Origin of the sequence: Leptolyngbya sp. FACHB-36 (assembly GCF_014695955.1) — a bacterium.
Lineage (GTDB): Bacteria > Cyanobacteriota > Cyanobacteriia > Leptolyngbyales > Leptolyngbyaceae > FACHB-36.
Genome location: NZ_JACJPG010000685.1, coordinates 1 through 2,015 on the forward strand (window position 1 = coordinate 1; position 2,015 = coordinate 2,015).

Genomic DNA, 2,015 nt, shown 5'->3' on the forward strand with positions numbered 1-2,015 from the left:
TTCCGCCACTGGCTGCCGCTGGCGTTTGTGCCTGCGGTGTCGGGAACGGCGTGGGTGGTGTCGGGGGTGCCGCTGCTGGCACTGATGGTGCAGACGGGGCAAACCGCGCTGTCGATTACGGTGCGGTATGCGCTGGCGGTCGTGCCGGGTGTGTTTTATGGGGCGATCGTCTGGTGGTCCTACAACGCCAAGCGCTTCACGCCAAAATTCCGCCGCCTTTGGGTGAGCTGCATGGCGCTGTCGATCGTGTTTGCGATTAGCGCCAATCCCAATCGGACGCTGTATTTTCTGATTCCTGACTCGTTTGTGCCGTGGGTGCATGTATCGCTGACGCGCCAATGGCAGCACTCCAGTGCGGCTCAACAGGTGATTCGCACCGTACCGCCGGACGCGAGTGTGTCTGCGACGACGTATTTGATTCCGCCGCTGTCGAGTCGGCGTGCCATTATTCGTCTGCCGCTGCTGCAATTTAAGGACGATCGGGGTGAGGTTCGCACAGTGGATTATCTCGCTGCCGATTTGTGGCAGTTGCAGCAGTATCAGGTCGCGTTTAAGGAGGAGCGCGATACTCTCCGCCGCTTGGTACCGCTGATTGAGCAGACGATCGCGGATTCAAGCTACGGACTGCGTGCTGTGCAAGATGGCGTAGTGCTGCTGCAAAAAGGCGTTGCGTCCGATGCAACTGCGCTGGCTAATTGGACGCAATATCGTAAAGAGTTGGGGGCGATGGTCGATCGTGTTTCTTGAAAGTGCAGTTTCTACCCTGGATGCTCTCGACTGGCAAGTAAGCGTGTTCTGACAAACCTGCTGGGCGGTACAATGTCTCGCATCTGCACATTGATCTAGCCGCTTGAGGACTGCACCATGCCCTGGTTAAACCTGCTTTCTTTGCTGGGCATGGCCGGACTGTGCGGCATCGCGTGGCTAGGGTCGGAGCAGCGCCGCCTGATTCCCTGGAGAGTGATTCTGTGGGGCGTGGGGCTGCAACTCGCGCTGGGATTCTTGGTGTTTCTGGTGCCCTTCACACGCCTAATCGTGGTTGGCGTGAATGATGGCGTCAACGCCGTGCTGGACGCTACCGAAGCAGGAGCGCGATTTGTGTTTGGTCCACTGCTGGTGCCCGATCCGACGATCGTGCCCGGTCCTGTGCTGGCAGGACGCTGGATTGCCAGAGCGATCGCGCCGCCTTACGCTCCGGTTCCAGGCGATCGTCTCAGTCCTGATAATCTCAACCTCGGTTACATCTTTGCGTTTCGGGCACTGCCGAGCGTGATTTTCTTCTCAGCGCTAATGTCGCTGGGCTATGCGTTGGGGCTAATTCAGCCGATCGTTAATCTGTTTGCCCGTCTGTTTCGCCGCACGATGCGGATCAGCGGTGCCGAGGCGCTGAGCGGTGCCGCCAATATTTTCGTTGGAATTGAAGCCACCCTAGTTGTGCGTCCGTATCTGGCGGAAATGACCCGCAGCGAACTGTGTGCGATTCTGGCGTCCTGCTTTGGCAGCATTGCTTCAACAGTGCTGGCGCTGTACGTGGGCTTGCTGCGCCCGGTATTCCCAAACATCACCGGGCATCTGGTGTCGGCGTCAATTATGGCAATTCCGGCCTGTTTTGTGATGGCAAAGATCCTGGTGCCAGAAACCGAGGAGCCGAAAACGCGCGATCGGGTGGTGGAAGAAGCTGCTCCTGCAACTGCCGATCCAGAACCCACCCGCATCGGTCCGATGGAAAGCTTGGTAGTGGGCGCGCTGGACGGCGTGAAGCTGGCAGTGGCGATCGCGGCGTTGCTGATCGCGGTTTTGGGTCTGGTGGCGCTGGTGAACCTCTTCTTTGCCAATCTCGCATCGCTCGCCGTCAGCAAGAACGTGCTTGTGCAAGGCATTGGTAGAGTATTTCAGGTCATTACGCTGCAAAACCTGGTTGGGGCGCTGTTCTTGCCGCTGACGTTTCTCACGGGCGTCTCGCTGAACTGGCAAGAACTGTGGCAAACCTCGGTGCTGATTGGGCGACGGCTGCT

At 58.6% G+C, this 2,015-nt stretch carries 2 protein-coding genes; both read left to right on the forward strand.

Features of this window, described 5'->3' with window-relative positions; all coding sequences use genetic code 11:
• A partial coding sequence (locus H6F43_RS21545; protein WP_190345220.1) for a DUF2079 domain-containing protein occupies positions 1-747 on the forward strand: 747 nt, incomplete at its 5' end.
• 117 nt (positions 748-864) lie between these two features.
• Positions 865-2,015 (forward strand): nucleoside transporter C-terminal domain-containing protein (locus tag H6F43_RS21550; RefSeq protein WP_190345221.1); only part of this gene is annotated, 1,151 nt, incomplete at its 3' end.